Raw genomic sequence first — 25,206 nt, 5'->3', positions numbered from 1 at the left:
CGAAAATACAAAAAGACATTAAATTGAACTATCTTTGCACTTTTAAATTCATCAAATGAGGTTACATAGAAATTTAGTTTATGCAGTAATAGATAGTTTACGCGACGTTTTTAACGAAGGTGTGTATGCAGATAAAGCTGTTCAGAAGGCATTACAAAGAGATAAAAGATGGGGAGCACGTGATAGAAAATTTGTTGCTGAAACTATTTATGACATTGTACGATGGAAACGTTTGTATGGTGAAATCGCTAATGTAAAAACTCCATATTCAAGACCTGATTTATGGCGTTTACTAGTAGTTTGGTGTGTTTTAAGAGGTATTAAATTACCCGATTGGAACCAAATTGAAGAAACTCCTACTAGAAGAATTAAAGGAAAGTTTGATGAACTTTCTCAAACAAGAAAATATAGAGAATCTATTCCTGATTGGATAGATGAATTGGGCGTTAAAGAATTAGGTGAAGCTGTTTGGACAAAAGAAATTGCTGCTTTAAATAAACAAGCCGATGTTATTTTACGTACCAATACTTTAAATGTAACAAAAGAACACTTACGAAACGATTTAAAAGCTGAAGGTATAGAAACTGAATTCATAGAGGGATGTGATGATGCTTTACGTTTAATTGAACGTGCTAATGTTTTTAAAACAGAAGCTTTTCATAAAGGTTTTTTTGAAGTGCAAGATGCTTCTTCTCAATTAGTAGCTGCATATTTAGATGTTGAACCAGGTATGAAAGTAATTGATACTTGTGCTGGTGCTGGTGGTAAAACATTACATTTAGCTTCTTTAATGAAAAATAAAGGGCAAATTATAGCGATGGATATTTATGAAAGTAAATTGAAAAAGTTAAAAGTTAGAGCTCGTAGAAACGGAGTTAGTAATGTTAACTTAAAAGTTATTGATTCTACTAAAGTAATTAAAAAACTACATGGTAAAGCTGATAGAGTTTTAATTGATGCTCCATGTTCTGGCTTAGGTGTTATTCGTAGAAACCCAGATAGTAAATGGAAATTACAACCTGAATTTATAGAAAACATCAAAAAAATTCAACAAGACGTTTTACAACAATATTCTAGAATGGTAAAACCTGGAGGTAAATTAGTATACGCTACTTGTTCTGTACTACCTTCTGAAAACCAAGATCAAGTTAAAACATTTTTAGCTTCTGAAGATGGTACAGATTTTACCTTTGTAAAAGACAGCAAAGTATTGGCTCATAAATTTGGGTTTGATGGTTTTTACATGGCTCAGTTAATAAGAAAATAATTTTTACTTTTTATATAAAACAAAAGGCTCGTGATTTTTAAATCACGAGCCTTTTCAATCAACTATTAAAAACTAATTAATCACTAAAACTTTTTGTTAAGTAATTACACTTATAAGACGATATATTTATTGATTCGTTACACCTACATTTCTAGTTTAACATTTTTTTATGATATTCTTTATTTAAAAAAGAAGTGCTCCTTGCTTTAAAAAATTAACTACCAAATAATTACCCCTTTTACTTAACCACATTACATTATTCCATAAAAAAAACCCCATACAACCAATACAGTTATATGAGGTTAGTAATAAGCTAAAAAAGATTATTTTACTTTAATAAATCTTCCTGTATGCTTTTTTCCATTTTTTTCAAACCCGTAAAAATAGATTCCATTCTTTAAAGAACGAACGTCAAATGTATTTTTCTTGTTACCTAGATTAATCTTTTTACTAAGAACAACAACACCATTAATATCAAAAATCTGTATTGTAGATTTTGATTGTACATTACCTCTTAAATTTAAATCACTTAAGTTAACAATAATCAAATCATCTACTACTGGGTTAGAGAATACTTTAATTTTATCTTTATTTTTTGTTACTATGTTTTGTTTTGGTAAAGAAGCTACCGTAGCACTACAAACACCTGTCTTTTTCCATGCTGCCTGCCAATGAGTTCCAGTTCCTGGCGCATATGCCCATGCCGCACTTGAAGAACACCAACCTGCTACACTACAACTAAACTGCTCTCCATTATTTTGTACTTCTGCATTTTGCTTATATGATGTTCCTACTACATATTGTACTACTCCATTACACTCCCCTGTATTTCCTGCAGATTCTACTGTAACAATTACACTACTCGATGTAGTTTTAGCCATATCATTATCTGTAGCAACAACCGATAACTCATAGGTACCAACTTTTAAATTATCTACAGAATAAGTATAAGGACTTGTAGTATCTTGTCCTAACTTTATAGTTCCTCTATAAAACTCAACTAAAGTAACTGTTCCATCACTATCCGCTGCATTTGCTGCTATATTTAATATGTTTCCTTCTGTGATAACACTATTATTAGTTGGTGCAGAAATACTTACTGTTGGAACGACATTTTTATCTCCACCTCCTGTATCACCTTCACATTTTTTAATTTTTTCCCAAACTCCTGATTTACCTGGAGTCTCATTTTTTGTCCACCATTTAGCTCTATAATGCACATTATTATACTGAACATCATCTTCGTTAGTATACACTTTTGTTGATGACCATACAGGGTAATTTACACATAAATCGGTACTAGCTTTTGTTATTGAAAATGCTACTTGGCTTTCACTACTTTTATTTTCACTATTAGTCGCTTTAACTTTAAATACATATTCTCCTACTGCAGAATCCGTATAGGTTGCCGTATAATTACCACCTGTATTTGTTGCTGAAACGATAACTCCATTTACATCAAAAACAACACTGGTTATATTTCCTATAGCGTTTGTTACCGTTGCTGCTAATGTTACATTTAAACCAATTTCTGAAGAATAATTATTCTCAGGACTTGTTATGGTTACCACTGGTGAAGCTGTATTAGCTTCTACCGTAATATTTACTCCTAAAGATACTGCTGAAGCATTATCATTGTCAAAAGCCTTTGCTGTAATTGTATGAGCTCCTAAACTTGGCGTTGCCCAATTATATTCATACGGAGAACTTGTATCCTGTCCTAATAAAACAGTTCCATCATAAAATTCTACTTTAGTAACAGTTCCATCAGAATCAGCTGCTTTTGCTGATATCGTTACTGCTGTTCCTGCTGTAAGAGTACTATTATTTACTGGTGTTAAAATACTTACTGTTGGAGCCTCATTATTTGGAGGTGTGGTAATTTCTGCAAAGACTTCATTAATTTTATTAACTAATGGAGATTTTACATTAGACCATCTTTTAAGTTTTCTACCAAAAGAAGTTACTGATCCTGAAATTTCAAGATCCCCAAAAACAGTCCATACAATAGTACCGCCTAATCCATTATCATTAATAAATTTAGCTTTTATAGCTATTGATTCCTCATCGTCATAACTAAGAAAAAAATTATCTTTTACCAAATATGGTACTTTAGCTTCATCATCCCATTTCCTTGTCCATCCACTATTTGCCGATAATGCTTTTTGTTTGATGAAAAAATAATTTGGAGTTCCATCATACACTTCTTTAGGCCAGTTAGTGTAATCTGCTGCTGTTTGAATTGGACCATCTGGCTGTAAATTTTCTGCTCTTTTTACTGTTTTTTTATTAAGAGCTGCAGGACCATCTGTAATTACCCCTCTTCCATAAAAAGGTGCTCCAAAACAAATTTGCTTTTTTGGAACCCCTACCTCTACTAATTTATTTAAAGTACTTTGCCAATTAAAAAAATCAACCTCAGCTCCTGAATAAGGATATACTGGTGAGTTATGTCCTGCTTTATTAGACCATCCACCATTATAATCATAAGTCATAATATTATAGTAATCCATATTCTTAGAAAGTTTTGTCCAGTTGAACCCTTCTAACTTTCTTGGATCTGCAGCCATCGCAGAAGTAATTAATTTGTCTGTTCCAATAGCATTTCTTATATCTTGTACTAAAGTTTCAAAATTTGCAAAATCTGCCTGTGAACCTGTAAAATTCATTCCTGCATATGGTCCTGGGTATTCCCAATCTAAATCAATTCCATCAAATCCAATAGCTATTAATTTTTTACAGCCTTCGATAAACTTAGCTTTTTTTACAGGATCTGCAGCCATTTCAGGAAAATGCTTACACATACTCCATCCACCAATAGATGCCATTACTTTTACACCATTCTTGTGTGCCATATCTAATAAACCAAGAGCTCCATTCTCTTTCTTAAGTGGTAATGGTAATCCTCCGCTTAGTCCCCAAACAGGGTGCGTCCAAGTACTAGCTCCTACTTCTACTTGAAATCCTTGTGCTTCTGCACGAACCTTTATAGATTCATTAACATAATTTACATATTCTAATTCTCCGAATAAAAGGTGTAAATCCCAGCTACTGTATAAATCTGTGTAAAATAAATCTGCTGGTTCTTGCGATTCACTTGCTTGGTAAATTTTCTTATTTCTATGATCTCCACTATGTAAAGAACCATCACGTGCTACTCCAAAAAAAGAATAGTTTAAAATAGTGTACTTAGAGTAATCAATATTTAAATGTGTTAAAGCGCCTGCTTGAGGAACACCTGCTTTTGTGTCTTTCCAAGCGTCCCAATTACTAATATAGCCAATAACTTGCTTTTGATGATCGGCTGTTGTTGCTTTTCCACCTGTATTTACCTGTGAAAACATAAATGCAGTGATAAAGAAAAAAACTATTTTCAGTTTTTTTCTAACGAATTTGAAGGGTGTCATAAGTTTTATTTTAAATTAATTAATTCTTTTTAAAATTATGACGAATATATTTTACCTTAAAAAAAAATAGCTAAACAACCAAAAAACAACACTTAAATACATTTTTCATCACTTAAACACACTTTTATAAGTTTAAAAAACATTAATTTAACCCATCTTTATAAAGTAATTTTTAGTTCTAATAATTTACAAGTATTTTTATAACTACTTAACTATATACAACTTATGTCTAATTCAAACAAACCGAATGCCTTATTCTGGATAATTGGTATTATCTCTTTATTATGGAATGCAATGGGTGTTAACCAATACATTCAACAAGCTTATAATACTGATGCCTTTAAAGCAATGTATCCTGATAAAAAAGTAATGGAACTAGCATTAAATACCCCATCATGGGTAATGGCAGCTTTTGCAATAGCTGTTTTTGGAGGCGTTTTTGGCAGTATTTTTTTATTACTTCGTAAACAAATAGCAAAACCTATATTTTTGGTTTCGTTAGTAGCCATTATTATACAAATGTTTTATAATGTATTTATGAGTCGTGCTATGGATGTTTACGGACCAGGCGTTTATAATGCCTATTATGGTTATTGGTTTTGCTCTATTTATACTTTGGTATACTAAAAAATGTAAAGTTAAAGGCTGGCTTTCTTAATATTTTTAAATCATAAAACCACTGTTTAGCTTATGTAGATTTAAAAATAATTAATCATTTTTTAACTAACCGTAAACAATTACCCTATTTTTAGCTATTTACCTTCTAAACTATGTAATGCTCTCAAATTTTTAAAAAAAATATTTCAACAATTAATTACTTACCAAGTACATCGTTTTTTACTTTAGGTAATTCTAATTTATATTTAACTACAACTGTTCTTATTATAAAAATAACAATAGCTGGAATAATAAAATGAAGGTTTTTATTTACATTAAAATTCATTAAAATAAGATATACAACTCCGCCTGCTAAACAAGCAGAGGCGTAAATTTCTTTTTTAAATATCAAGGGAACTTTTCGGGTAAGTACATCTCTAATTACGCCTCCAAAAACAGCAGAAATCATTCCCATAACTAAAGCTAAAAATGGATGTAAATCATATGTCAATGCTTTTTCTAACCCCGATAAAGTAAATACACTTATACCAATAGTATCGAATAAAAACATAGTTTTACGTAAAGGAGCTATTCTACTTCTAAATAAAAATGTAATTCCTACTGCAGCTAAAATTGTCCAAATATAATTTATATCACCAATCCAATTTATTGGATGTGCATTAATTAAAACATCTCGCATCATACCTCCACCTACTGCGGTAACAAAGGCAATAATAACGACTCCAAATATATCAAAGTCTTTTTTTATAGCAACCAACGCTCCGCTTATAGCAAAGGCAAAAGTTCCTGCGATGTCTAAAGCATAAATAATGTTCACCTATATACTTATTTCAGAAAATTTTATTTGTAATGTTTTTTCAACTTCTTTAATATTATTTCTTTCATTATTAAGAATTAACACCAATGAAACCCCTTTTTTACCTGCTCTTGCAGTTCTTCCACTTCTATGTGTGTAATATTCAATTTGTTCTGGTAATTGATGATGTACAACAAATCCTAAATTATGTACATCAATACCTCTTGCTGCAACATCTGTTGACACTAAAATTTGAAGGCTTTCATTTTTAAAAGCACGCATTACTTTTTCACGATCTCTTTGTTGCATATCTCCCTCTAAAGCTTCAACAGAAAAACCTTCTTCTTTTAACTCTTTCGTTAATTTTTGAGCTCCAGCTTTTGTTCTAGCAAAAATAATTCCTCTTTCGGAATGTCTTTTTTCTAAAAACTTAACAATTACATCAACTTTTTCTGGAATTGTAGTTTGCACAAACTGATGCGTAATATTTGCGTTTACCAATGAGTTTTTATTCACTTCAACCTGTTTTGCTGAAGCATCCATATATTTTTTAATAATACTTCTTATTTCATCTGGCATTGTTGCCGAAAACAACCATGTTTTTCTTGTACCTGAAGTATATTTTAAAATACGGTTTATATCTAATTTAAACCCCATACTCAACATTTCATCAGCTTCATCAAGTACCAAGGTGTTAATTTCTTTTAAATCAACTTCACCTCTTTCTATCAAATCAATCAAACGACCTGGAGTTGCTACTACTACATGTGTAGTTCTTTTTAAATTATTAATCTGACGATCAATTTTTTCTCCACCATAAACAGCTTCTATAAAAATCTTATCGTCTACATATTTTGTAAACTTAAATAATTGTTTTTTTATTTGTTGCACCAACTCTCTTGTAGGCGATAATATTAACGCCTGAATTGTGTCTTTTGAAGTGTCTATTTTATGTAAAGCAGGCAAACCATATGCAGCAGTTTTACCTGTACCTGTTTGTGCTAACCCAATAAAATCAGCATCATTTTCTAACAAATATGGTATCGTTTCTTTCTGTACTTCAGTAGGAGTTGTTATTCCTAACTCCTTCAATCCTTCAATATATTCCTTTCGTACTCCTAATGCTCTAAATGTTGTCATTCTCTTTATTTATAAATGCAAAGATATTGCTTATTTTTTGCCTAAAAGTAAGTTTGTTACTTCTTTAGTTATTCTTTTTGGTTTTTGTGAGGTTGCATCTAATAAGCAAAATGTGGTTTGTGATTTTACTAAAAGTACCTCTCCTCTATGCATTTCAAAGTGACGAATAGATTTTATTCCTGCCGTTTCTCCAACCCATGTTTTCACCGTTATTTCATCTCCTAAAACACCTTGCTTTTTATAATCTACTTCATGGCGAATTACAAACCAAACATAATCTAATTTAGGAATATCTTTTGTGAGTAACAACCAATGATCATTAGATACATTTTGCATCCATTGTACGTATACTACATTATTTACATGTTGGTATTCGTCAATTTCATTTGAAGTGACTATATATTTTTTTTCATAAAAATTCATGCTACAAAATTACATGAATGATGTTAATTATTACTTAAATCGACTGTTGATTTTGTCGTTGTAACATAATATTTCTGATATTCGAATGTTTAAAATTATTTATGAATAAAATTACTAGCAAATTTGGTACAGAAAAAATAAGTAAATTGCTTTTAAAGCAAGCAATACCTGCATCTATAGGTATTTTAGTAATGTCTTTAAATATGATTGTTGATACTATTTTTGTTGGACGCTGGATTAGCGTTATGGCTATAGCTGCTATTACTGTAGTATTGCCTATCGCTTTTTTAATTTCTTCTATAGGTATGGGAATTGGTATTGGTGGAAGTTCCATAATTTCCAGGAATTTGGGTAAAGGAAATACTTTAAAAGCCTTTAATGTATTTGGTAACCAAATTAGCTTAACTGTTGGTTTATCCTTACTATTTGTAGCAATGGGAACTTTATTCTGCTTTCCTATTCTTCAATTGTTTGGAGCTAATGGCAATATCGTAGCTCCAGCTACCGAATATTTTCATGTCATTATTTGGGGAGTTCCTTTTTTAGCATTTGCTATGATGGGAAACCCAGTAATAAGAGCTGTTGGGAAACCTAATTACGCCATGTTTACCATGATTTTACCAGCCATAGGTAATATTATTTTAGATATTATTTTCATAAAGTTCATGAACTTAGGAATGTATGGAGCTGGTTTAGCAACTTCAATTTCTTATGGAATAAGCGGGTTATTTGTTTTATGGTTTTTTCTATCAAAAAATACGGAACTTAAAATTATTCCAAAATATTTAAAAATTAATTTTTTAATTTTAAAAGAAATAATTGCTTTAGGAGGTATTACTATTGTTAGGCAAGGAACTATTAGTATTCTAATTATCATTCTAAATTATACATTATTTAAATATGGAGGAGAAGTATCAATAGCTGTATACGGAATTATTAATAGAGTAATGATGTTTGCTCTCTTTCCTGTATTAGGTGTCACCCAAGGTTTTTTACCAATTGCTGGATATAATTATGGAGCTAATGATTCAAAAAGAGTTAAAGAATCTATTAAAGTTGCCATCCTATTTGGAACAGTAATCGCAACTTTCATTTTTATTTTAATAATGGTATTTCCTACTCAATTGGTTAGTTTATTTACTAATGATAAAGAACTATTAAGTCGCACACCTAATGCTTTAATTATAGCATTTTTAGCTATTCCCGTAATTACAACTCAATTAATTGGTTCAGCTTATTTTCAAGCAGCAGGAAAGGCTTTACCTGCTTTACTATTAACATTATTAAAACAAGGTTTTTTCTTAATTCCATTGGTATATATTTTACCCAAATATTATGGAATAAACGGCGTATGGATGTCTTTTCCCATAGCTGATATTTTATCGACTATCGTTACTTTTTTTTTCCTACAAAAAGAAATCAAATTAAACCTAAAATGTAAAATTTAACATTTCTTTTTAATTGTCTATTAAAAAAAGTTATACATTTGAAACGTTCATTCCAGTAAGATGCCAAAAGTAGAAACATTTAATAAAGAAGCTGTAATAAAACAGGCAACTGAAGTTTTTCATCGTAAAAGCTACAGTTTAACATCTATGCAAGATCTAGTAGATGCCACTGGTTTAAACCGTTCGAGTATATATAATTCTTTTGGTAGCAAACTTGACCTTTATATGGTTTGCTTAAAGGATTATCAAGCTTCTTTTAAATGTACTGTTGAAAAAGTATTAAGTAATGTAAATTCTCCTATTCAAGCAATAGAAGCTATTTTTAACTTAAATATTAAAAATAATAAAGTAAATAATAACATAGGTTGCTTAATTAATAATTGTACTTCAGAAATGGCCAATCAAGAAGTTACAATTAATAACTTTTTGAATAATAATCATAAAAATATGATTCAATTATTTCAAGAACTTATAGAAAAAGGACAACAAGAAGGTTCTATTAATAATAATAATTCTTCTCATGGATATGCATTATACTTACTAAACGCTATTCAAGGTTTAAGTATTTCTGGTATTTTAATGAACGATTATAATAAACTAGAGGGCATAGTGAAAACAACCCTTTCTATATTAAAATAATTTTTTTTAACTTAATTTGAAACGAACGTTTCAAATAAAAACAAATAATAATGAATAAATTACAAAACAAGGTAGCTGTAATCACAGGTGCAAATAGTGGAATTGGTTTAGCAACAGCTAAACTGTTTTTAAAACACGGAGCAAAAGTTGTATTAGCAGGCAGAAGAGAGAATGCTTTAAAAGAAGCAACAAAAAACTTATCTGGTGATTTTATAACTATTGTTGCAGATGTATCTATAGAGGAAGATAATATAACACTAATCCAAAAAACTATTGAGAAATATGGTAATATAGATATTCTATATTTAAATGCTGGAGTTGCTCCTGTTGCTCCTACTACTGACATTACAGCTGCGCATTATAATGAAGTTTTTGACATTAACGTTAAAGGACCAATGCTAGCGACAAAAGAAGCTTTACCACATATGAATGATAAAGGTAGTATACTATTTACAAATTCTATTGTTCATCAAAAAGGTTTTGATGGTTTATCTGTTTACTCTGCTAGTAAAGGTGCGTTAAGAGCGTATGCTAGAGTACTAACTTCTGAAGTAAAATCGAGAGGTATACGTGTAAATTCAATTGCACCAGGTCCTATAGATACTCCTATTTATGGAAAAATGGGGTTACCACAAGAAGTTGTTGAAGAAATGGGTAAAGGGTTTGCTAGCCAAGTACCTTTAGGTAGATTCGGAACTGCTGAAGAAATTGCTAATACAGCATTATTCTTAGCTTCAGACGATGCTTCATATATTAACGGGGTTGAGTTAGAAGTTGATGGAGGTTTAAGTCAAATATAATTTCAAATTAATGAAAACTATAAACCCTTGTGAATTTAAATTCACAAGGGTTTTATCAAAAAATAATATGAATAATTTTTAATCGATTCCTAATTATTCAGAAGATAAGTATCGTTACTCTATTAAACTTTCTCCATTTAAATTAGTAGTAAGTATATCGCTCATTAAATTAAAATAAGGTCGGAGTGCTTTAAATGAGGCGTCAATTTCATTTACAAAATTTTTAGACATTACTTCTTTATCTGTAAACCTACGAATAGCTATAAAACCTTTCTTCTTTATTAAATCGATAGATTTATGTTCTTTATCAAATCCTTTAGGAGCCGTTTTCAATTCATCTCCTTCTAATTTCCCACCAAAGTGCTTCACAAAATCTTCCTCTGCTAATATCTCTCTTATTTCAGTAGCATCTAATTCAAATTCTTTACGAATACGAAGTAAATCTTCTTTTTCAGGCTGCCAAAACCCTCCTCCTAAAATAGTGTCTCCAGGTTTTATTTGTAAAAAATAGCCACCACGCAAATGCTTTCCTCCTCTTGAATATGAAACTGCAAAACGAGGGTTATAAGGAGTTTTATCTTTTGAAAAACGTACATCTCTGTATATTCTATATATTTTTTGTTTTTCAATTTCATCATGTAATTCTACATTTTGATGAATATTAGAAAAAACTTCTTTTGCATTAAGTAAAGAAAGATCATACAAACTCTTACTTTCTGCAAACCAATCACGATTATTATTTCCCTTTAAGTCTTTTAAAAATTGAAAAGTAGATTTTTCTATTTGCATTACTATTGAATTTTAGGAAGTGGAAGATACTAATTTTAGCGGAATAATAATATCGATTAAGTTTTAATAAAAGCATAAAACCGTATATTTATAAAACTACTTTTTCTTGCTTTTTGAAATTAATAAAATTCCTGATATGACTATTATAATCCCTCCTACTTGTAGCATCGTTACTGTTTCATTTAAGAAAATAGTAGCAAGTATAATTGTTGATATTGGCCCTACTCCTGCAACAATGGCAAAGTTTGACGAATTTATTAATTTTATAGATATTGAAACCAAAAATGACGGAATAACCGTCGCAAAAACGGCTATAAGAAAACCCAAAGCATATACCTGCCATGAAAAGCTAAAAATATTTACATTTGAGGTAATTCCAAAATGTATAAAAACGCAAATACATGATATTAACATTGCAAACGCCGTAAAACGCATAACACCAAATTTCGGAATTAACCAACCACTTCCTACCAAATATGAGGCATAAGTTATTGCACTTAACAACACAAAGAAACCTCCTAAATAAGTATTGCTTCCTGAAATACTTACTTCGCTTCCAAATGTAATTACGATACCTAAATAGGTAATAAAAATGGCGAGTCTTTGTTTTTTATTTATAGGTTGTTTAAAGAATAACTTATTAAACAACAATACAATTGTTGGGTATATAAATAAAATGATACGTTCTAAACTCGCTTTGATATATGTTAAGCCTACAAAATCAAAAAAACTAGCTAAGTAATAACCAACAAAACCGAAAAAAAAGATCCATAAATAATCTTTTCTTGTATTCGTTATCTCTTTATTTTCATTCCTATAATAATACGCAATTAGTATATAAAAAGGAAAAGAAAAAAGCATTCTCAACAATAAAGCACTAATTGCATCTACATCGTATCTATATACGAGTTTTACCATTACAGCTTTAGAAGAAAATAAAACGATTCCTAAAATCCCTAATAATACACCATACGTAAAGTTATTTTTTAATCTCATTATACAAACATAACACTACTTCTTTTTTTTTGATATATTAAAAAATTATTATTTACGATGGTCAACTTTCTTTTCTTTAAAAAATAATATATAAATAAAAAAGCTCCTATCAATACGCGATTTTAATGTGTCAGTATATGTTTTTTAGTTTTTTGATTCGTGTATGTCCCCCTATTTGTCCACCTATTCTCCCCTTATTTGTCCACCTTTAAAAAATAGCTAAAACATAGTGATAATGTATTTTTGACAAAAATATCATAAGGTTTAAAGAGCATCGTAGTTAAGGTACTCAAGTGAGTACTGCAATAGGTTTTACGTATCGTATTTTTTGTGAATTAACAGAACGCTGATTCTTAAAAAGAACGTAAACACAATGGTTAATTTAATAATGATTCTCTAAGTCTTATAAGATATTGTTAAAACAATCAATTAGCAATAGCTAATTAAACACCCTCTTATGTACAAAAAACTACACCTTCAGTTAATTTTATTCCTCTTTATTACTTCAATAAGTTTTGCTCAAAACACCAATCATTTTTCTGGGGACAACACAGGTCAAGGCGCGGAGTACAATACTTTTTACGGCGATTCTATAGCAAATGGTGCTGGAGGTACTGGAAGTAAATACAATACATTTATGGGTTTTGCTGCTGGTAAAAAAATAACAACATCATCACTTTGGAATACTTTTATAGGCTATAAAGCTGGTTTTAATAGTACAACTGCAGATGGTAATATTTTTATGGGATATGAAGCTGGTTATAATAATACAACAGCTGTAGATAATATTTTTATAGGTTTTAGGGCAGGTTATGCTACTGTAAATAGAAGTGACAATACATTTATAGGTGATGCTGCAGGGTTTTCTAATTTTGAAGGGGACGATAATACTTTTCTAGGTGAAGTTGCTGGAGCACAGAATTACTCAGGAGATGATAATACATATATAGGTCATAAAGCAGGTGCAGGAGGAGTCTATGATATTTCATCAACTAAAGCACCGAATACAGATACTGAACACTCAGGATCAGATAATACATTTGTAGGTTCAGAAGCTGGTTTTAACATAACAAGTGGTGACAGAAATACTGCTATTGGTAATCAAGCTGGTTATGATCTAAATAGTCGCTCAGGTGTTACTCTTGCCCTTAGAAAAGAAGCCAGTTATAATACATTTGTAGGAGATTCTTCTGGTGTTGATGTTGGTAGTGGCTCTTATAATACTTTTATTGGTCAAGCAGCAGGTGCAGCTACTGAATATGGTAGTTACAATACATTTGTTGGTGCCAGAGCGGGATGGGATAATAATAGAACAAATGATGTAGGAGGAGCCAATTACAATACCTATTTAGGTTTTGAAGCTGGTTTTTCGAACAGAAAGGGCCACGATAATATAGGAATTGGTTCTAAAGCAGATTATATTTATAGTGGAAGTTCTATCAATGTTAGTAGAGCTTTGTTTATTGGTACCAATACTAAAGTTAAACGAGATGATGCTATTTTAATTGGGCATGAAGCTAAATCAGAACATTATAGAAATATGACTATTGGTAATTATGGGTATAATAATGGGCTAGAAACCATAAGTATTGGTCATAAAAATTACGCGCCAAATGGATCACATTATTCCGTTTTAATAGGTGCTAATGATACCATTACTAAGGCTAACTCCGTCGGTTTAGGATATAAAGTAAGTGTTAAAGGAGATTTTTCTACCGCTATTGGTAACAATGTTCGTATTGAGGATGGCTTAAGTTATGCCTCTGCTATAGGTGCAGGATCTAAGGCAACACTAAGTAATACCATGATTTTAGGTGGTATTACAGCTACCGATAGAGTTACTGTAGGAATTGGAACGAATGCTCCAAATATAAAATCGAGTATTCATTTAGCTGATACTGATAAAGGTTTTTTACTAAATAGATTAACAACCGCTCAAAGAACCACATTAACAAGTAGTTTAAGTCTAGTCGAAATTGGTATGTTAGTGTATGATTCTGAAGAAAAATCGCTCCTAGCATGGAATGGTACAGCATGGGAATCTGCAATTAATACCGATAATCAAGATTTAACTATTAATACAACTTCTAATGTATTAAGTTTAACAAACGATACTTCAACCATTGACTTGTCTGCTTATAAAGACAATACGGATACCCAAAATTTAAGTTTGTCTGGAAATAACGTTTTAATCTCTGGTGGAAATTCTTTAGACCTTTCTGATTTTAAAGACAATACGGATAATCAAGATTTAGCTATCAATACAACTTCTAATGTATTAAGTTTAACCAATGATGCTACAACTATTGATTTATCTGCTTACAAAGACAATACGGATAATCAAGATTTAACTATCAACACAACTTCTAATGTATTAAGTTTAACCAATGATACTACAACTATTGATTTATCTGCTTACAAAGACAATACGGATAATCAAGATTTAACTATCAACACAACTTCTAATGTATTAAGTTTAACCAATGATGCTACAACTATTGATTTATCTGCTTATAAGGACAATACGGATAGCCAAAACTTAAGCTTCTCTGGAGATAACATTGTAATTTCAGGAGGGAATTCTTTAGACCTTTCTGATTTTAAAGACAATACGGATAATCAAGACTTAACTATTAACACAACCTCTAATATATTAAGTTTAACTAACGATGCTACAACTATTGATTTATCTGCTTATAAGGACAACACAGATAGTCAAAACTTAAGCCTCACTGGAGATAATATTGTAATTTCAGGAGGGAATTCTTTAGACCTTTCTGATTTTAAAGACAATACGGATAATCAAGACTTAACTATTAACACAACTTCTAATATATTAAGTTTAACTAACGATACTACAACTATTGATTTGTCTGCTTATAAAGACAATACGGATAATCAAGACTTAACTATTAACACAACTTCTAATATATTAAGTTTAACTAACGATACTACAACTATTGATTTGTCTGCTTATAAAGACAATACAGATAATCAAGACTTAACAATTAATACAACCTCTAATATATTAAGTTTAACTAACGATGCTACAACTATTGATTTATCTGCTTATAAGGATAATACAGATAATCAAAATCTTACTTTAACAGGAACATCATTAAGTATTGCTGATGGAAACTCAATTGACTTAGCTGTTTTAAAAGATGGTATTGGAACAGATAATCAAGATTTAACAACTGTTTTAACAGGTAATATACTACAAATAGATATTCAAAATGGAAATTCAGTTTCAGTAGACTTATCTCCTATTTTAGCAGCTCATGAATCTAAAATAAATAACTTAATAGAAAGAATAGAAAGAATAGAAAGCTGTGCTTGTGATGGTAATATCCCTCAAAATAGAAATCCAGAAGCAGCTCTTTATCAAAATGTTCCTAATCCATCTTCACTAGAAACTAAAATAGCTTTCTATATTCCTGAAAACGTTACTACAGCATACTTGAAAATACATAATAATATTGGTCAATTCATCCAAAAAGTAATGATTAATAATAGAGGTGAAAATAGTATTATCTACGATAATGAATTTTTATCTTCAGGTGTTTATATATACACATTATATACTGATGGAGTAAAGATTAACTCTAAAAGAATGATTGTAAAATAATAAAAAAAACGCTCCATTGAATATAATTCAACGGAGCGTTTTAATTTTGAATCTTTATTTATAATATTACACGTTGAATCTAAAATTCATAATATCACCATCTTGAACGATGTATTCTTTTCCTTCTACGCCTAATTTACCAGCTTCTTTTACTTTTTGCTCTCCCCCTAAAGAAGTATAATCCTCATATTTAGTTACTTCTGCACGAATAAATCCTTTTTCAAAATCCGTATGAATAACTCCAGCTGCTTGCGGCGCTGTATCACCAACATTTATAGTCCAAGCTCTTACTTCTTTTACTCCTACCGTAAAATAGGTTTGTAGATTTAATAATTTATAAGCAGCTCTAATTAAAACAGAAGCACCAGCTTCTTTTAACCCCATATCGGCTAAAAACATTTCACGCTCTTCATAATCATCTAATTCAGTAATATCAGCTTCTGTACCTACAGCTAAAACAATTACTTCTGCATTTTCATCTTTTACAGCTTCTCTTACTTTAGTAACATAGTCATTACCGTTAACAGCAGCACCTTCATCAACATTACAAACATATAATACTGGTTTTGCAGTAATAAACTGTAATGATTTAACAATTTCATTATCTTTTTCTGAAAACTCAATAGCTCTTACAGAAACTCCTTGTAATAAAGTTTCTTCAACTTTTAATAAGATTTCTAGTTCTATTTGCGCTTCTTTATTCCCTGTTTTAGCTGTTCTTTTTACACGTTCTAAACGTTTTTGAACAGTTTCTAAATCTTTTAATTGTAATTCAATATCAATAGTTTCTTTATCTCTAATAGGGTCTATTGAAGCATCAACATGAATAATATTATCATTATCAAAACAACGTAATACGTGAATAATTGCATCTGTTTCACGAATATTTGCTAAAAATTGGTTTCCTAAACCTTCACCTTTACTTGCTCCTTTTACCAATCCTGCAATATCAACAATCTCAACTGTTGCCGGCATTACTCTTTCAGGATTAACCATCCCCTCTAAAACCTGAATTCTAGGATCAGGTACATTTACAACACCGATGTTTGGCTCAATAGTACAAAACGGAAAATTTGCACTTTGCGCTTTTGCATTTGATAAACAATTAAATAATGTTGATTTTCCTACATTTGGTAACCCTACAATTCCTGCTTTCATTCTATTCTTTTATTGAAAATTTTGCGAATGCAAATATAATGTTTTGATTTCTAAAAATATTAGAAATTAAAATTTTTAAAGAATTACCTAATTAGATACTAATTAGGTATTTTTATTACATTTTATATTTGATTTCACTACTTTTAGTAAATATTAACAAAAAAACTCTTCATATGAAAAGACAACATTTTTTTTTAATTTGTTTTTTATTCTTAGGCATACAACTAATAAGTGCCCAAGTACAAATTAAAGGAACAATCAAAGACATCAGTAATAATCCTTTACCAGGCGCCAATATCCTAGAAAAAGGGACTAACAACGGTGGTTCATCTGATTTAGATGGTAATTTTAACATTAGTGTAGCTCCTAATGCAGTATTAATTATTAGTTTTTCTGGTTTTGAAACTCAAGAGGTTGCCCTTAATGGAAAAATAAATTTTAGTATTATTCTTAAGGAAGGCTTAGAGCTAGATGAGATTGTAATTATAGGTTCTAGAAACCCCAGTAGATCAGCCATTGATTCTCCAGTACCTATTGACATTGTCGATATAAAAGAATTAGCGGCTTCCTCGCCACAAGTAAATTTAAACCAAATTTTAAATTTTGTAGCTCCTTCATTTACCTCTAATACACAAACAATTTCAGATGGAACAGATCATGTTGATCCTGCTTCATTAAGGGGGTTAGGGCCTGACCAAGTATTAGTCTTAATAAACGGAAAAAGAAGACACACTTCTTCTTTAATAAATGTAAATGGTACTTTTGGTAGAGGTTCTGTGGGTACAGATCTAAACGCAATACCTGCTTCTGCTATTAAAAGATTAGAAGTATTAAGAGACGGTGCTGCTGCACAATATGGTTCTGATGCTATTGCGGGTGTTATTAACATTGTTTTAAACGAAACTGTCAATGAATTATCTATGTCTGTTACTACAGGTGCAAACTTTAGTAAAAACGCGAATTCTCAAACAGGTGGTGTAGATGGTGAAACGACTAACGTTAGCGCTAGCTACGGATTACCTTTAGGTGAAAAAGGTGGTTTTATTACTTTCTCTGGGGATTTTGATGTACGTAAATCATACAACAGAATGAAAGAATGGGAAGGCGGTATTTTTAATGGATTCAATGCTGTTGAAAGATTAGCAAATACAACTGGTTACAATTCTTCAGATTTTTTATCTTTAGGAACCATACCTTCTAGAGGATCAGACTTAACAATACCTGATTATGTTATGAATAGTGATGAATTAGCTTTGTTTTCTGACCTACAAGGATTTGCTAGTACAGCAGGATACGTAACACCAACTACAGGAACAGATACAGAAAGATTCAGAGCTTTACAAAGTTTATTAGAAACAGATGCTACCTCTTCTGAATTAGCAGCAAGAGGTTTACAAAGAACTGATTTTAATATGAGAGTAGGTCAATCTAAAGTACGTGGAGGTCGATTCTTTGCGAACTTTAAACTCCCTTTAGATGACAATGCCACAGAATTATATTCTTTTGCAGGGATGAGCTCTAGAGATGGTAATTCTGCTGGTTTTTACCGACTACCAAGCCAAAGTAGAACATTTACCCCTGCGTATATTAATGGTTTTTTACCAGAAATTAACTCAACGATTTCTGATCAATCATTAGCTATAGGTATTAAAGGTAAAATTGGTGAATGGAGTGTCGATTTTTCAAATACCTATGGTAAAAATGCTTTTAATTTTATAATTGGTAATACGTACAATGCTTCTCAAGGAAATGCATCAAGAACAACTTTTGATGCTGGTGGATTTGCTTTTTCTCAAAATACGACTAATTTAGATATAGCTAAGTTTTACGAAAATACCTTTGATGGTTTTGGTGTCGCTTTTGGTGGTGAATATAGGCTTGAAAATTACGAAATTATTTCTGGTGAAGAAGCTTCTTATACACAATATCAAGCTGACGGTTCGGCCTTTAATGGTGTTACTGGTACAACTCCTTTAAAAGACTTTTTTGGAAACTCAAGACCAGGAGGCTCTCAGGTATTTCCAGGATTTGGTCCAAAAAATGAATTAGATAGAGCTCGTAGTAGTGTTGCTACCTATGTAGATTTAGATGCTAAGTTTTCTGACGTATTCTCAACTACTTTTGCAACACGTTATGAAAATTATTCAGATTTTGGTTCTACGCTGAACTTTAAATTAGCCTCTATATATAAAGCTTCTGACAATTTTAGAATTAGAGCGTCTTTTAATACTGGCTTTAGAGCTCCATCATTACATCAATTAAACTACAATTCTACTTCTACGATTTTCCAAGACGGTGTACCTGTTGAAGTTGGTACTTTTTCGAATGATAGCAAAGCAGCGCAATTATTAGGGATTCCTAAATTAAAAGAAGAAACATCAAATAGTTTTAGTGCAGGTTTTACAGCGAAGTTACCAGAATCTAATCTTTCATTTACCGTAGATGGTTATATTGTAAATATTGCTGACAGAGTAGTATATACAGGTCAGTTTAAACCGACACTTGATGCTAGCGGTGTACCAGTTGATGCAGCAAATGCAGAATTGCAAACTTTACTAACTCAAGCAAATGCAACAGCAGCTGCATTCTTTGCAAATGCTATAGATACAAAATCTACAGGAGTAGATGTTGTAATTACGCACAAAGCAACTTTTGGAGAAAACACAAAATTAAAAACTGACTTATCAGGAACTTTTTCTCAGACAAGACAAGAAGGCGGAATTAACTCTTCACAAATTTTAAAAGATGCAGGACAAGAAAGTACTTATTTTCCTGAAGATAGTAGAATTTATTTAGAAGAAGCAGTACCAAGAGCTAAAGTAAACTTAACCAATAATTTAACTACAGGTAAATTTAATATTTTCTTTAGAAATGTGTATTTTGGCAAAGTATCTGAAGCAACAAGTTCAATAGCTAATCAACAAGAATTTAGTTCTAAAATTGTTACTGATTTATCCGTTGGTTACAAAGCTACAGAAAACTTAACGTTAACAGTAGGTGCTAATAATTTATTAGATATTTACCCAGATAGAGCTATTGAAGCTAACCGTAGTGGAGGTCGTTTTGATTGGTCTAGAAGATCTCAACAATTTGGTATTAGTGGTCGATTCTTATTTGCTAGAGTTAGCTTTAATTTAAAATAAAATTACTAAAAATAAAAAATGAAGACGTCTAAAATAATTTTAGACGTCTTTTTTATATACAAAACTAGTTCCTCTAACTAAAAAAGTAGATGCAAATAACGTGCACACAATTTTAAGTTAACATCTAAATTTAAAGCAAGTGATAACTTATCATTTAAATTTTCATTTTTAACTCAATTTAAGTTGAATTGCATTAAACAAAAAGGAAATAAAAAAACATTTAAATATTTTTTATTATATTTCAAGAACATTTAAACCAAACATTCTCTTTTGTTTATGAAAAAATTGTCTGATGAAATTTTATGGAAATCCTTAAAAGAGGGCGATTTAAAAGCTTTTGGGGCCCTTTTTAAAAATTATTATTCTAGTTTATTTAATTATGGATTAAAAATTTCTGGTAACAAAACAGTTACAGAAGATTCTCTTCAAGATTTTTTCATGTACATTTATGAACATCGAGAAAACTTAAGTAATTTAGATCATATTGCTCCATATCTATTTACTTCTTATAGAAGATTTATTATTAAAATAATTCAGAAAAATCAAAAAACAAAAATGGTACGTAATATTAACGAGAATATTGTTGATATTCAATTTACTCCTGAAGAACTTATTACCCATCAAGAATCAACTACTTTTAGAAACAAAAACTTAACCATCTTATTAAATAAACTTCCCAAAAGACAACGTGAAGTTTTATATTTAAAATATAATTGTAATCTTAAAACTCAAGAAATAGCAGATGTAATGGATATCAACTACCAAAGCGTAGTAAATAACATACATAAAGCTATAAAAGGATTAAGAGATGAAATTAAAATATTACAATTATTTAATTCTTAAATTTGCAATCTTAAAAGAGTATATATTCTAATTTAAGTACTTATAAGTATATAAGCATACGTTTTTCCTACATTAAATAATGACGAATAAAACATACAATAACATTAACGACTTTTTAAACGATACCTCTTTTAAAAATTGGGCGTTGAATACAAAATTGAGCGATGTATCATTTTGGAATTATTGGTTAGAAAACAACCTTGATAAAAAAGAACTTATTAAAGAAGCAAAAGATATTATTATTGGCCTCCAATTTAAAGAGAATCTTGTTCCTGAAAAAAAAATAAATTTTGAATGGAATGCTTTTGAGGAAAAAGTTTTAGAAAAACAAAAAACACCTAAAAAAATTTCTTTTAAAAAAAGTAAATGGATTGGAATTGCTGCAACTATTGTTTTATTTCTATCTATTGGTTTTTATGCTTCTAATAATACAATCACAACATATACAACTGGTTTTGGAGAAACATTAAACTTAAAACTTCAAGACGGAAGTACTGTTACCTTAAATGCTAATTCAACCCTTTCTTACTCAAAAAATAACTTTAGAAAAGTTTGGTTAAAAGGTGAAGCGTATTTTCAAGTAGATAAGAAAAAATCTACAAATGCAAAGTTTTGGGTACTTACGAACGATCTAAAAGTTGAAGTTTATGGTACTATGTTTAATGTAAATTCTAGAAAAGAAAAAACTCAAGTTTTCTTAGAAGAAGGCAATATTTGGTTATCATTAAAAAATGGAAAGTCAAAAAAAATGCTTCCAGGTGACTTTATCTCTTTCTCTGCAAAACAAAATAAAATTTTAGAAGATCATACCAAAGTAATAGCTATAGAAAAAACTTCTTGGAAAAATGGTACCTTAACTTTTAATAACACCACATTAACTAATGCTTTAAAAAAAGTTACCGAAACCTACGGTTATAAAATTATTTTTAAGAACACAAAAATTAAGAATACCATAATTACAGGAACAGTACCGACTACGAACCTAAATATTTGTTTGAAAGCTATAGAAAAGTCTGCAAATGTTATAATTACAAAAGAAAACACTAAATTAGTTGTTTCTAAAAAATAACTTATACCATTCATCAAACTATTAAAACTACTAAAAAACCGCTTTTCATCTAACATAATTATCTTTGGATTCTTATGCTTTTTTACTACAGTACATAGCCAAGTGTTTAAAAAAAACAAAACACCTATTATACAACTTATCAATCATTTAAGTAAAAAGCATAATATATACTTTACATACAACCCTACCGACTTAAAAGAAAAATTCATTAATAAAACGAATTTTGAAACGCTCTCTCTAAAAAAAGCTTTACGTCTTTTAAAAAAAAGCACCTCTTTAAAATTAGATTACCTAGGTAACAATTATTATGTTATTTATAACAATACAAAAACCGAAAAAACAAGAATTACAAACACTTTAGATTCGGTAAATAATTATATAAAAATTACTAAGAGAATAGTTACTGGAGTTGTTTTAAATACTAATTATAGCCCTATAAAAGGAGCAAGTATTATAGAAAGTGAAACTAATAACGGTACTGTTACTTTATCTGATGGTTCTTTCTCTTTAAAACTAAACAAGAATAACCCTATAATCATAGCACATGTTGGTTACGAATCTCAAACTATTACCTCTTTTAATAATCAACTAAAAATAATATTACAATCAGGTTTACAATTAGATGAAATTCTAGTTGTAGGTTCTAGAAATAGCTTAAGAAAAAAGAAAGATGCCGCCATTGCTACCGATATTATTGATATTAATAAAATTTCATTAAAAAGTGGGTTATTAGAAGTTAATCAATTTTTACAATATAGTATTCCGTCTTTTAACGCCACAAAGCAATCTGGAGCCGATGGGGCCGATCATATTGTGCCTGCTACTTATAGAGGTTTAGGTCCTGATCAAACATTGGTACTTATCAACGGAAAAAGAAGACATCAAGCATCGCTTATTAATTTATACGGAACAAGAGGAAGAGGTAATTCTGGTACAGATTTAAACACAATTCCTGTTTCTGCTATTAAAAGAATTGAGATTTTAAAAGATGGTGCTTCTGCTCAATATGGTTCAGATGCTATCGCTGGAGTAATTAATATTATATTAAAAAAAAATAAAAATTCTCTTAAAGTAAATACAACTTTAGGTTTTAATAATGCTACGGTAAACAATAAGCCAAAAAGAAACAATATTGATGGACTTACCTACAAGATTGACATAAACTATGGTACAAAAATACTAGAAAATGGTTTTTTAAATATTTCAACTGATTTTTTATCTAAAGATCATACCTTTAGAATAGGCACAAATTTAAGAGAAAAGTTTGGAGATGCAGCTATAAAAAACATGAGTACTTTTTTTAATTCTGAAATCCCTATTACAAGTAAATCTGTTATTTATACAAATGGAGGTTATAATTTAAAAAACACAAATGCTTATGCTTTTACAAGAAAACCAAACGGAGAAAGAAATATAACTGATATTTATCCTAATGGGTTTAACCCTTTAATTACTTCACAAATTTCAGACAAATCTTTTTCTATAGGACTAAGGTCAAACTATAAAAACTGGAATATCGATTTTAACAATACTTATGGGGCTAACAACTTTCATTACTTCATTAAAAACACATTAAATGCGACATTAGTTAATAAATCTCCAACCGAATTTGATGCAGGTGGCCATTCATTAAGTCAAAACACAACTAGTATTGACCTTTCTAGAAACTTCAAAAAACCACTTAAAGGAATAAATGTAGCTTTTGGAGCGGAACATAGACTAGAAAACTATGAAATTTTTGCAGGAGAAAAAGCTTCATACAACTCCTATGATATATACGGTAATACTGTTACTCCTTCTACTCCTATAACAGATTTGGTTACTTTAAACAACAAAATTCGTCCTGGAGGTTCACAAGGTTTTCCTGGATACTCTCCTAATAATGAATTAAAAAGGGTTCGTACAAACTCAAGCTTGTATATAGATAGTGAATTTGATTTTACAAAAAATTGGATGATTGCTACTGCTTTAAGATATGAAAACTATAGCGATTTTGGAAGTACTCTTAATTCTAAATTGGCTACCCGGGTAAAACTTACCCCTAGCCTTAGCTTAAGAAGCTCATTTAGCACTGGTTTTAGAGCCCCTTCATTAGCTCAAATATATTACAATTTAGCCTTTACAAATTACATGGGTAACAAACCTACAGAATCTTTATTAATTGCCAATAACAACCCTATTACAAGGCTATTTGGTATTGGTAAATTAAAAGAAGAAAAAGCTAAAAACATAAGTATTGGTCTTGCTTATACTCCATTTACTAATTTTAACTTCAGTATTGATTCTTATTATATTTCTATAAAAGACAGAATTATATTGAGTGGAAACTTTACCCCTTCTACATTAGGGTTGAATGTTGAAAATATACAATTCTTCGCAAATGGAGTAAATACAACAACTCGTGGTATAGATCTTAAAATAAATTGGTTTAAAAAATTTAACAAGTCTAAATTTTCGATTAGTTTTTTTGGGAATATTAATTCTATGAAAATAGATAATGTAAATAACAAAAACTTAGATAAAGAAACCTTTTTTGGAATTAGAGAACGTCATTTTCTATTAGCATCTGCCCCTAAAAATAAATTTAGCTTAAACTTTAATTATCAGAAGGAGAAATTTAATTTAAACGCAAACATTACCAGATTTAGTAGTGTTCAACTAATAGATTGGCAAATAAGTAAAGACCTTAGTTTTTTTAACAATTCAGAAGCTAATCGTATTACAGCTGCTACTGATACTTATGAATCAAAATACACTGTTGATTTACACTTAAGATATCATTTTTTAAAAAATATAAGTTATCAAACAGGAGTTACCAATCTTTTTAATACCCATCCAACTGTACAAGATAAATTTACCGATAGCGGTGGCTTGTGGGATGCTACACAAATGGGAACTAGTGGTGCTTTTTACTACACAAAAATTCAGATTTCATTCTAAAAACCCTAGTTCGATACATTTAAATCTCCCATTTATAAAAGTTTTGATTTTGCTTAAAAACTTTAAATAAATATTTTTTATGTTATAAAACAGCTATCCAAA

The 25,206-nt window shown here is 30.2% G+C and carries 17 protein-coding genes; 10 read left to right on the top strand and 7 right to left on the bottom strand.

Annotation, left to right across the window (positions count from 1 at the left end; translation table 11 throughout):
* The first annotated feature begins 55 nt into the window (after positions 1-55).
* Positions 56-1,267, top strand: coding sequence for an RsmB/NOP family class I SAM-dependent RNA methyltransferase (locus tag CXF68_RS10735; protein ID WP_101044544.1), 1,212 nt, complete (start codon positions 56-58; stop codon positions 1,265-1,267).
* Between the two features lie 323 nt (positions 1,268-1,590).
* On the opposite strand, the gene CXF68_RS10730 is transcribed toward CXF68_RS10735, so the two are convergent.
* On the bottom strand, positions 1,591-4,611 hold the full coding sequence (locus CXF68_RS10730; RefSeq protein WP_198553797.1) for a glycosyl hydrolase family 18 protein: 3,021 nt from the start codon (positions 4,609-4,611) through the stop codon (positions 1,591-1,593).
* 288 nt (positions 4,612-4,899) lie between these two features.
* On the opposite strand from CXF68_RS10730, the gene CXF68_RS10725 reads away from it, so the two are divergent.
* Entirely contained in the window at positions 4,900-5,301 is a 402-nt protein-coding gene (locus tag CXF68_RS10725) for a hypothetical protein (protein ID WP_198553796.1), read from the top strand.
* A gap of 187 nt (positions 5,302-5,488) precedes the next feature.
* Here CXF68_RS10725 and CXF68_RS10720 read toward each other — a convergent pair whose 3' ends face one another.
* From CXF68_RS10720 to CXF68_RS10710, 3 genes are read right to left on the bottom strand one after another with little or no spacing between them, the layout of a single operon-like run.
* The gene (locus tag CXF68_RS10720) at positions 5,489-6,109 is read right to left on the bottom strand and encodes a trimeric intracellular cation channel family protein (RefSeq protein ID WP_101044540.1); all 621 of its coding nucleotides are present in this window, start codon (positions 6,107-6,109) and stop codon (positions 5,489-5,491) included.
* The gene (locus CXF68_RS10715; RefSeq protein ID WP_101044538.1) at positions 6,110-7,228 is read right to left on the bottom strand and encodes a DEAD/DEAH box helicase; all 1,119 of its coding nucleotides are present in this window, start codon (positions 7,226-7,228) and stop codon (positions 6,110-6,112) included.
* Between the two features lie 30 nt (positions 7,229-7,258).
* Complete coding sequence (locus CXF68_RS10710; RefSeq protein WP_101044536.1) at positions 7,259-7,651, bottom strand: thioesterase family protein; 393 nt, start codon at positions 7,649-7,651, stop codon at positions 7,259-7,261.
* Positions 7,652-7,752: 101 nt separating this feature from the next.
* On the opposite strand from CXF68_RS10710, the gene CXF68_RS10705 reads away from it, so the two are divergent.
* From CXF68_RS10705 to CXF68_RS10695, 3 genes are read left to right on the top strand one after another with little or no spacing between them, the layout of a single operon-like run.
* Positions 7,753-9,099 carry an MATE family efflux transporter gene (locus CXF68_RS10705; protein ID WP_101044534.1) on the top strand — a complete coding sequence of 449 codons (1,347 nt, stop codon included), beginning with the start codon at positions 7,753-7,755 and terminating at the stop codon, positions 9,097-9,099.
* A 60-nt stretch (positions 9,100-9,159) separates the two neighbouring features.
* Positions 9,160-9,738 (top strand): TetR/AcrR family transcriptional regulator, encoded by a 579-nt coding sequence (locus CXF68_RS10700; RefSeq protein ID WP_101044532.1) that lies wholly within the window; start codon positions 9,160-9,162, stop codon positions 9,736-9,738.
* 50 nt (positions 9,739-9,788) lie between these two features.
* Positions 9,789-10,538, top strand: coding sequence for an SDR family NAD(P)-dependent oxidoreductase (locus CXF68_RS10695; RefSeq protein ID WP_101044530.1), 750 nt, complete (start codon positions 9,789-9,791; stop codon positions 10,536-10,538).
* Between the two features lie 114 nt (positions 10,539-10,652).
* Here CXF68_RS10695 and CXF68_RS10690 read toward each other — a convergent pair whose 3' ends face one another.
* Positions 10,653-11,327 carry a DUF2461 domain-containing protein gene (locus CXF68_RS10690; protein WP_101044528.1) on the bottom strand — a complete coding sequence of 225 codons (675 nt, stop codon included), beginning with the start codon at positions 11,325-11,327 and terminating at the stop codon, positions 10,653-10,655.
* A gap of 96 nt (positions 11,328-11,423) precedes the next feature.
* On the bottom strand, positions 11,424-12,323 hold the full coding sequence (locus tag CXF68_RS10685; protein WP_101044526.1) for a DMT family transporter: 900 nt from the start codon (positions 12,321-12,323) through the stop codon (positions 11,424-11,426).
* Between the two features lie 457 nt (positions 12,324-12,780).
* Between CXF68_RS10685 and CXF68_RS10680 the strand changes: the two genes are divergently transcribed.
* Positions 12,781-15,951 (top strand): T9SS type A sorting domain-containing protein, encoded by a 3,171-nt coding sequence (locus CXF68_RS10680; RefSeq protein ID WP_101044524.1) that lies wholly within the window; start codon positions 12,781-12,783, stop codon positions 15,949-15,951.
* 66 nt (positions 15,952-16,017) lie between these two features.
* Here the strand turns inward: CXF68_RS10680 and ychF are convergent, their stop codons facing one another.
* The gene (ychF, locus tag CXF68_RS10675; protein WP_101044522.1) at positions 16,018-17,109 is read right to left on the bottom strand and encodes a redox-regulated ATPase YchF; all 1,092 of its coding nucleotides are present in this window, start codon (positions 17,107-17,109) and stop codon (positions 16,018-16,020) included.
* A gap of 173 nt (positions 17,110-17,282) precedes the next feature.
* Here ychF and CXF68_RS10670 point away from each other — a divergent pair, with 173 nt between their 5' ends.
* The 4 genes from CXF68_RS10670 (at position 17,283) to CXF68_RS10655 (ending at position 25,104) form a co-directional block, all read left to right on the top strand.
* Entirely contained in the window at positions 17,283-20,252 is a 2,970-nt protein-coding gene (locus tag CXF68_RS10670) for a TonB-dependent receptor (RefSeq protein WP_101044520.1), read from the top strand.
* 276 nt (positions 20,253-20,528) lie between these two features.
* A complete protein-coding gene (locus CXF68_RS10665; protein WP_101044518.1) occupies positions 20,529-21,095 on the top strand; it encodes an RNA polymerase sigma factor in 567 nt (188 codons plus the stop codon).
* A 79-nt stretch (positions 21,096-21,174) separates the two neighbouring features.
* Entirely contained in the window at positions 21,175-22,164 is a 990-nt protein-coding gene (locus CXF68_RS10660) for a FecR family protein (protein WP_101044516.1), read from the top strand.
* A gap of 102 nt (positions 22,165-22,266) precedes the next feature.
* On the top strand, positions 22,267-25,104 hold the full coding sequence (locus CXF68_RS10655; RefSeq protein WP_232771638.1) for a TonB-dependent receptor: 2,838 nt from the start codon (positions 22,267-22,269) through the stop codon (positions 25,102-25,104).
* The last annotated feature ends 102 nt before the right edge of the window (positions 25,105-25,206 follow it).

Origin of the sequence: Tenacibaculum sp. Bg11-29 (genome assembly GCF_002836595.1) — a bacterium.
In the GTDB taxonomy this organism is placed as follows: Bacteria; Bacteroidota; Bacteroidia; order Flavobacteriales; family Flavobacteriaceae; genus Polaribacter.
This window is presented reverse-complemented; position numbering and strand designations above follow the sequence as displayed.